The sequence below is a fragment of the Xenophilus arseniciresistens genome (assembly GCF_028023875.1).
In the GTDB taxonomy this organism is placed as follows: domain Bacteria; phylum Pseudomonadota; class Gammaproteobacteria; order Burkholderiales; family Burkholderiaceae_C; genus Xenophilus; species Xenophilus arseniciresistens.
The window spans coordinates 129,526-137,317 of record NZ_JAQIPB010000013.1 but is presented as its reverse complement, the minus strand read 5'-3'; the positions used below and the strand labels follow the sequence as shown (position 1 = coordinate 137,317).

8 protein-coding genes are annotated in these 7,792 nt (G+C 72.1%); 2 read left to right on the top strand and 6 right to left on the bottom strand.

Annotated features, from left to right (window positions below; translation table 11 throughout):
* Positions 1-335 (bottom strand): TorF family putative porin (locus PGB34_RS22220; protein ID WP_271430293.1); only part of this gene is annotated, 335 nt, incomplete at its 3' end.
* Positions 336-550: 215 nt separating this feature from the next.
* Between PGB34_RS22220 and PGB34_RS22215 the strand changes: the two genes are divergently transcribed.
* Both PGB34_RS22215 and PGB34_RS22210 read left to right on the top strand, forming a co-directional pair.
* A complete protein-coding gene (locus PGB34_RS22215) occupies positions 551-2,155 on the top strand; it encodes a YifB family Mg chelatase-like AAA ATPase (protein ID WP_271430292.1) in 1,605 nt (534 codons plus the stop codon).
* Positions 2,156-2,245: 90 nt separating this feature from the next.
* Positions 2,246-3,244, top strand: a complete 999-nt coding sequence (locus PGB34_RS22210) for a Bug family tripartite tricarboxylate transporter substrate binding protein (RefSeq protein ID WP_271430291.1) — start codon at positions 2,246-2,248, stop codon at positions 3,242-3,244.
* Between the two features lie 277 nt (positions 3,245-3,521).
* Here the strand turns inward: PGB34_RS22210 and PGB34_RS22205 are convergent, their stop codons facing one another.
* The 5 genes from PGB34_RS22205 to PGB34_RS23140 all read right to left on the bottom strand — a co-directional run bounded on the left by PGB34_RS22205 (position 3,522) and on the right by PGB34_RS23140 (position 7,714).
* Complete coding sequence (locus tag PGB34_RS22205) at positions 3,522-4,172, bottom strand: OmpA family protein (RefSeq protein ID WP_271430290.1); 651 nt, start codon at positions 4,170-4,172, stop codon at positions 3,522-3,524.
* A gap of 62 nt (positions 4,173-4,234) precedes the next feature.
* A complete protein-coding gene (locus PGB34_RS22200) occupies positions 4,235-5,068 on the bottom strand; it encodes a hypothetical protein (RefSeq protein WP_271430289.1) in 834 nt (277 codons plus the stop codon).
* Positions 5,069-5,073: 5 nt separating this feature from the next.
* Complete coding sequence (locus PGB34_RS22195) at positions 5,074-5,487, bottom strand: hypothetical protein (protein WP_271430288.1); 414 nt, start codon at positions 5,485-5,487, stop codon at positions 5,074-5,076.
* Positions 5,488-5,528: 41 nt separating this feature from the next.
* The gene (locus PGB34_RS22190; RefSeq protein WP_271430287.1) at positions 5,529-6,482 is read right to left on the bottom strand and encodes an SEL1-like repeat protein; all 954 of its coding nucleotides are present in this window, start codon (positions 6,480-6,482) and stop codon (positions 5,529-5,531) included.
* Complete coding sequence (locus tag PGB34_RS23140; protein WP_271430286.1) at positions 6,479-7,714, bottom strand: hypothetical protein; 1,236 nt, start codon at positions 7,712-7,714, stop codon at positions 6,479-6,481. The genes PGB34_RS22190 and PGB34_RS23140 overlap by 4 nt, the downstream gene beginning before the upstream one ends.
* Positions 7,715-7,792 lie beyond the last annotated feature (78 nt).

The window sequence follows — 7,792 nt, the reverse complement described above, 5'->3', positions numbered from 1 at the left end:
GCCTTGAACTTGAAGCCGCCGTAGATGTCGCTCTCGATGCTGTTGCCGTTGAGCCAGTTGACGCTGGAGTTCCAGTTGCCCACGTAGAAGCCGCTTTCGTGCGCGAAGTCGAAGCCGCCCTGGATGGCGGGCTTGAAGCCCTTGGACTTGTAGTAGCCGTTGTGGCCGAGCTGGTCCTGGTCCTGGCCGCGGAACTTGTAGTTCGAGGTCAGCGCCACGTTGGCCGTGATGGGCGACGCGGGCGCGGCGGGCGCGGCGCTTTGAGCCAACGCGGCGGTGGTCGTGAAAGCAGCGCCCAGAACGGCGAACGCAGCCACTGCGGAACGGGTCTTCATCTCGATAGCTCCTCGGGTTTGTGGGAATTCGTTTCAGCCTGTTAGCAGGGACCGTGCCAAAGTGCCTGTTCCGCGATGGAAACAAGCGCGCGTCGGCCGGTGTGCCGCCCAAGATGTGCTGTGATCCCGCGCCGGCCTGCCGCAAACGCCTTCAGGCGCCAGCGCGCCGGCGCATGAGGTGCCGCAGATGCACCAAATCAGGGAGTTGACGCAAGATGAGTCTTTCTTTGGTGCAGAGCCGCGCCCTGCTGGGGCTGCATGCCTCGCCAGTCACCGTGGAGGTGCATCTGGCCAATGGCCTGCCTTCCTTCACGCTGGTCGGGCTGGCCGATGTGGAGGTGAAGGAAGCCCGCGAGCGGGTGCGCTCGGCGCTGCAGAACGCGGGCCTGGAATTCCCGGCCAACAAGCGCGTGACCGTGAACCTGGCGCCGGCCGACCTGCCCAAGGACTCGGGCCGCTTCGACCTGCCCATCGCGCTGGGCATCCTGGCGGCCAGCGGCCAGATCGACGGCGCGCGCCTGGCCGGCCACGAGTTCGCGGGCGAGTTGTCGCTGTCGGGCGAACTGCGCGCGGTGCGCGGCGCCCTGGCGATGGCGCTGGCCCTGCACCAGCAGCAACAGCACACCGATACGCGCACCCGGCTGGTGCTGCCCGGCGCCAGCGCGCAGGAAGCCGCGCTGGTGCCGGGGGCCGAGGTCTTCGGCGCGCGCCACCTGCTCGATGTGGTGCGCCGCTTCGTGCCGGCCGACAGCACGCTGCTGGCCGCCGGCGCCGATGAGGCGGGCGACGACGGCTGGCAGCGCGCGCAGGCCGCGCCGCCCGCCGCACCACCGGCCGCCCAGCCCGACCTGCGCGACGTCAAAGGCCAGGCCGGCCCACGGCGGGCGCTGGAGATCGCCGCGGCCGGCGGCCACAGCCTGCTGATGGTGGGGCCGCCCGGTTCGGGCAAGTCCATGCTCGCGCGCCGCCTGGCGGGCCTGCTGCCACCCATGGACGTGGCCCAGGCGCTGGAAAGCGCGGCCATCGCCAGCCTGGCCGGCCGCTTCGAGGCCACGCATTTCATGCAGCGCCCGCTGGCCGCGCCGCACCACAGCGCCAGCGCGGTGGCGCTGGTGGGCGGCGGCTCGCCGCCACGGCCCGGCGAGATCTCATTGGCCCACCACGGCGTGCTCTTCCTGGACGAGCTGCCCGAGTTCAACCGCAGCGCGCTCGAAGCCCTGCGCGAACCGCTGGAAACGGGCCAGATCACCATCGCGCGGGCCGCAAGGCGGGCCGAATTCCCGGCGCGCTTCCAGCTCGTGGCGGCCATGAACCCCTGCCCCTGCGGCTACCTCGGCGCCGCGGCCAACGGCCACAGCCACAGCCACAGAAACAGCCGCAGTTGCCGCTGCACGCCCGACCAGGTCGCCCGCTACCAGGGCCGGCTCAGCGGCCCGCTGCTGGACCGCATCGACCTGCATGTGGAAGTGGCGGCCGTGGCCAGCCAGGAACTGCTGCAGGCGCCGCCCGGCGAGCCCAGCGCCGCGGTGCGCAGCCGCGTGCTGGCCGCGCGCGAGCGGGCGCTGGCGCGCCAGCAGTGCAGCAACCAGGCGCTGCAGGGGGCCGACATCGACCGCCATGCGGCCCTGGACGCCGCGGCGCTGGCCTTCATGCACAAGGCTGCCGCGCGCCTGGGCTGGAGCGCCCGCGCCACCCACCGCACCTTGCGCGTGGCGCGCACCATTGCCGACCTGGCCGGTGCCGAAGCCGTGAGCGCCGGCCACGTGGCCGAGGCCATGCAGTACCGGCGCGCGCTGCGCGGGCCGGGCGCCATGGCTTAAAGGCGCGGCCACCGCTGGCGCCAGGGTTGCCGGCAGGGTCGGCGGCGTCCACGCAGAATCGCGGCTTCGCTTCCGAGGAGACGCACCGACATGCCGTGGACCCCATGGACCCGCCTGGCGCTGGGCACCGCCGCCGCGCTGGCGCTGGCCGGCTTCAATGCCGCCGCGCAGCAGCAACAGCAACCACCCCAAGACAGCCGCCCGATCCGCGTGGTCGTGCCCTTCGCGGCCGGCTCCTCGCCCGACATCCTGGCGCGCATCCTCAATGAGCAGCTGGCGCAGCGCCTGGGCCAGCCGCTGATCGTGGACAACCGGCCCGGCGCGGGTGGCAACAGCGGCACCGACCACGCGGCCAAGGCCGCGCCCGATGGCCATACCTTCCTGCTGTCGGTCAACGCGCCGCTGGTCTACAACACGGTGCTGTTCAAGCAGCTTCCCTACGACCCCTTCAAGGACCTGGTGCCCGTGTCGCTGGCCGCGACCACGCCCAATGTGTGCGTGGCCTCGCCGGCCATGAAGGTGGGCGATGTGAAGCAGTGGCTCCAGGCGCTGCGCAAGGAGCCGGGGCGCTTCAATTTCGCCTCCACCGGCAACGGCTCGATCTCGCACCTGGGCATCGAGCTGATCAAGCTGCGCACGCAATCCTTCGCCGTTCACATTCCCTATGCGTCCTCGGCGCAGGCCACCACCGCGCTGCTGCAGGGCGATGTGCATTTCGCCTGCCTGCCGCCGGTGTCGGTGATGCCGCACGTCAAGGCCGGCAAGCTGGTGGCGCTGGGCCTCACCTCGGCCCGGCGCTCGGCGCTGCTGCCCGAGCTGCCGACCTTGCGCGAGTCGGGCCTGCCCGATATCCAGGCCGTGCCCTGGTACGCCTACATGGCGCCCAAAGGCACGCCGGACGCCGCGGTGCAGCGCATGAGCGAAGCCATCGCCGCCACGCTCAAGGACCCGGCCACGCGCCAGCGCCTGCAGACGGCGTATTTCGATGCGGTGGGCAGCACGCCGCAGGAACTCTCGGCCTTCATGGCGCAGGAGCTGCGCACCTGGCGGCCCGTGATCGAGCGCGCGGGGCTCAAGGCCAGCGATTGATCGCGCGCCAGCTAGGGCCTGTTAACGCTATTTCAGGGGATCGCGTTGTGCCGGGAAGGGGCTGGATGCAAGGCGCCCGCGCGCAGCAAGGCTGGAGCCTTGCAAGCGTGGGCAACGCCGCAGACGGCCCCTTCCCGGCGCAACCCGAAGGGAAGCTCATCGCAGCCCGCCCCTCGGCGTTGCGCTCCTTGTGCGTGCACATGCACGCACGGCGTCGCGCGCCTTGATGGGCGGGCTGGGATGAGCTTCGCGACCCCTGAAATAGCGTTAACAGGCCCTAACTCGGCTCGATCAGCAGTTCCACGCGCCGGTTGCGCTGGCGGCCTTCGGGGTCGTCGCTGCCATCGGGCCGCGCATTGGGCGCCACGGGTTCGCGCTCGCCCAGGCCCTCGATCTGCACGCGCCGGCTGCCGTCGAGCGCCAGCGCGCCGGCCACGGCCTGGGCGCGGCGCTCTGACAGGGCGTCGTTGTAGGCATCGCTGCCCTTCGCATCGGTGTGGCCGCGGATGCGCAGCGGCGCCTCGGGGTAGCTGCGCAGCAGCTCGGCCGCCTTGGCCAGCGGCGCCTTCGCATCAGGGCGCAGCCTGGCCTGGTCGAAGTCGAAGAGCACATCGGCCGGCAGCTCGATGGCAATGGCGCGGTCGGTGGTCTGCCGCGCCGAAAGCTCGCCCAGCAGTTGCTGCGTGACCTGCAGGCGCTCGGGCGCCACCTCGGCCGCGCGAAAGACCGTGGACGGCCCCTGCGCGGGCGCGAAGCTGCTGCTGGGGCCGCTGGTGCCGAAGGTGGACGGCGTGGCGGCCGAAGCCAGCGAACTGGCCGGCGCGGCCACGCGCTGGAAGGTGGTGGGCTGCGACTGCAGGCTGTGCGGCACGCGGCGCACCTCCAGCGCCCACGAGGAGGCGCCGGCCGTCAACAACAACAGCGACAACAGCAGCAGCGCCGCCGCTGCCTGCGGGCGGGCGCAACGAGGAGAAGGCGCGCGGCCCGGCCTCACTGCTTGACGGGCAGCTGCATGACCAGGCCGGGGCCGATCAGGTCGTTGCCGCTGGCCCCTTCGTTGATGACCAGCCGCAGCTGCGTGGCATTGGCCGGCACGCTGCCCAGAAAGACCAGCCGGCCTTCCATGGTGTCGCCGGCCAGGATGCGCAGGTCGCGGTTGTCGTCGGGGCGCTTGAGCATCAGCCGCTGGCCCTCGGCCGTTTCCAGGAAGGTCTGGCCGAAGGCCAGCTTGGTGGAACCGGTGAGCGGGTTGGAGAAGGAAGCGCTGATGTCGAGCACGGTGGCGTCGGCGCCCATCTCGATGCTCTTGACGCGCACCGTGAGCCCGGCCGGCGCCGCGCCCTGCACCTGGGCATTGACGCCGCGCGTCTGCCCCGTGGCGGGCGCGCCGGCCGCGCCCATCGGCGCCACGGGCCGCACGGGCTCGATGGGCGTGCTCAGGCCGGTGGCCGGCGCCTGCGAGCCTGCTGCGCCGGGCAAGGCAGGCTGGGCCGGTTGGGCCGGTTGGGCCGGTTGGGCCGGTTGGGCCGGTTGGGCCGGTTGGGCCGGTTGGGCCGGTTGGGCCGGCTGCGCGGGCTGGGCCGGCTGAGCAGGTTGCGCCGGCTGCGCGGGCTGGGCCGGCTGCGCAGGCTGGGCCGGCTGTGCGGGCTGCGCAGGCTGAGCGGGCTGCACCGCGGGCGCCGGGGTGGCCGGCGTGCTCGGCAGGGGCGGCACGGCGGTGTCGCTGCCGCGGTCGGAGCAGGCGGCCAGCGCCAGCAGCGCCATGGCGCCGCACAGGGCCAGCGCGCCGCGCTTGAAACTGGGGTTCTTCGGGGTCGGGGCCATCGGGCTCATCGGATGTTGACGCTGTTGACGTTGGCGGCGCCTGTGCGGCCGTCGGTGCTGTTGCTGTTGTTGCAGTCCACGCGCGCGTCAATGTCCTGCGTGTTGCGGCCCGTGATGATCACGGTGCGCCCCTGCAGGGCACGGCCGTCGACGTTGACGCTGTTGACGTTGGGCGCGGCCTGGGCCGGCGCCTGGCCGTTGTGGGCGCATTGCACGACGATATTGCGCGCCGTGTTGCCCGTGACTTCGATGCGGTTGGTGCCGCTGCCGGGGTTGTCGATGACGGTGGTCGTGGTGGTGCTGGTGCCGCCGGCGGCACCCACGGGCCCCACCGGGCCGGTGGGGCCGACGGCCTGCGCGCCGCCGACCAGCGCGCACAGGCTGCCCAAGGCCAGGCCGGGGATCTTGAGGAAGTTCATGGCTTTCATCGTGGCACGGCGCGTGGCGCGTCTCTCCGGGTTCAGGGGGCGCTGCGCGGCAGGGCCGGGGGCGCCGCAGGCACGCCCGGCAGGCCGCCCAGCGGCGGCGGTGAGGTGGGTCCGCCCGCAGGCGAGGTGAGCTGCTGATGCGGCGCCGCGCCCGGCGCTGCGGGCTCGGTGGCCACGCGTGCCGCGCCCAGGCCGGGCAGGCGCGCGCTGCCCAGGGGCGGCGCGCTCGCCGCGCCCGGCGCAGGCTGCCCCGGCAGGGCGCCTGCCATGCCCGGCGCCGTGCCCGCCCCCGCGCCCTGCGCGTGCAGACCGGACTCCAGCTCGGCGGCAAAGCGTTCGGCCAGGCCCACTTCCTCGGCCGCCATGTCGCGGCCCAGCGATTCGATGGCCTGGGTGGCCTGCTGCGCGCTGGCGCTGCCGGGCGGCGCCATCTTCTGCGCCAGCCGGGCATAGCCCATGGCCTTGACGTTGTCCACGGGTGCGCCGCGGCCGCTGCGGTACAGCTCGCTCAGGCGCTGCATGGCGCGCGGGTCGCCGCGCACCGCGCCCAGCAGGTACCAGCGGTAGGCCTGGCCGATGTCGGAGATGCCGGTGCGGTTGCTCTGGTAGGCGTCGCCCAGCAGGGTGAGCAGGTTGGGGTTGTTGCTGCGCAGCGCGTCTTCCTTCAGGCGCGCGATCTCGCTGGCGTACAGCGGCCCCTGGCAGCCCGCGTTGACCTGCCCGCGCTCCAGCGCCTGCTGGCAGGCCTCGACATAGCGCGCGCCGCTGGTCTGGGCCGGCGTGCCGGGCACAGCGCCCGTGGCGCCGGCCGTCGCTGCGGCACTGGCATCGGCGCCCGCGGCGGCGGCCGAGGCCCGCGCCGCATTGGCGGCCGGGCCGGTCACGGTGCCGTAGGTGGTCTGGGCCAGGGCCGTGCCGGCAGCGCACAGCAGCAGCGCAGTGCCGATCAGGCTGCGAACAGGCGAGGCAGAGGCAGCCACCTTCATGAACCCATCCCGGCAGAAGGCGCGGCCGACACGGGCGTCTTCGGCGGGGGCGCGGCGGCCGGTGCGGCCGGCTGGGCGTTCGCGGGGGCCGGCGCGCCGGGTGCAGCCGGTGCGGCGGCGGCCGTGTTCAGCGTGGCGTCCCAGGGCATGGGCACGCTGAAGAACAGGGGCTCGAAGCCGGCCCACGAGAGCACGTCCACCTGATCGCCCAGGTGCGAGAAGCGGGCCGAGTAGACGCGGGTCAGCGCGGCGCGCGTGGGCTCGTCGAGCTTGCGCGTGACGGGCACGGGTTCGCCGTACTTGGCCAGCATCACCTGCACCATGCCGATCTTGAGTTCGGGCGTCAGGCTTTCGAAGGCCAGGCGCATGTTCTCGATCACCACGGGGTCGGGCACGCCGTTGGGAATGGCGCGCCAGTAGGGCGTGTTGGTGGCCTTGCCCACCAGTTCCAGCACGCTCAGGTCCACCAGCGTGCGGATGGCCGAGTGGCGGCCCTGCAGGTACTTGCCCTCGAGCTTGAAGCCGAAGGAATCGCCATAGAAGCCCAGGCTCGCGTTGTCTTCCTGGCTCAGGTTCAGCACCTTGATCACGTTGGAGGACTGCACGCGCGGCACCATCTGCTGGGTGGCGAAGCTCACGAGGTTCAGATCGAGCGCCAGCGAGGAAAGGATGGCCGTGCGCTTGATGTCGGCGCCGATCACGGTCTCGCCGCGGCCCTTGCCGAACTCGATGCTGGCCGTGTTGGAGCGGCCGGCACCCGAGAGCGCACGGTCGAACTCGGTCAGCGCGCCCGTGATCAGGTAGTCGGGCATGGTCACGCCGAAGCGCGCGCCGAGTTGGGCCTGCGAGATCAGATAGTCGGGGTGGTAGGGCACGTAGACGATGCGCGCGCCGATGCGGTTGATGGCCGTGCGGACCATCTCGGTGATGTCGCCCGGGATCTCGGCGCCCACCAGCGGGTTCGAGAGGTTGGTCGCATCGACGATGTTGCGCGTCTGCATGTAGACCACGGGGTCGCCGTCCTTGTAGACGTCGAGCATGCGCCCGAAGCGCGCCAGCGAAGTGGCGTACTGGCTCAGGTTGGCATTGGGCAGCGCGCGTGCGGCCTCCTGCTCGGCCAACAGCTTCTGCGCGTCGTTGATCGAGTTCTCGGTGGTGGCGCAACCGGCCAGGACCGCCACGGCCATCGTGGCCAGAACGGGGCGGAAACGGGAAACAAGGGACAGGCTCATTGTTGAATGGAGGGAAGGTTTTTGTTCTAGACGCCCTCGCCGTACGCTCCTCGCGCGGCGGCCTGCACGGCTCAAACT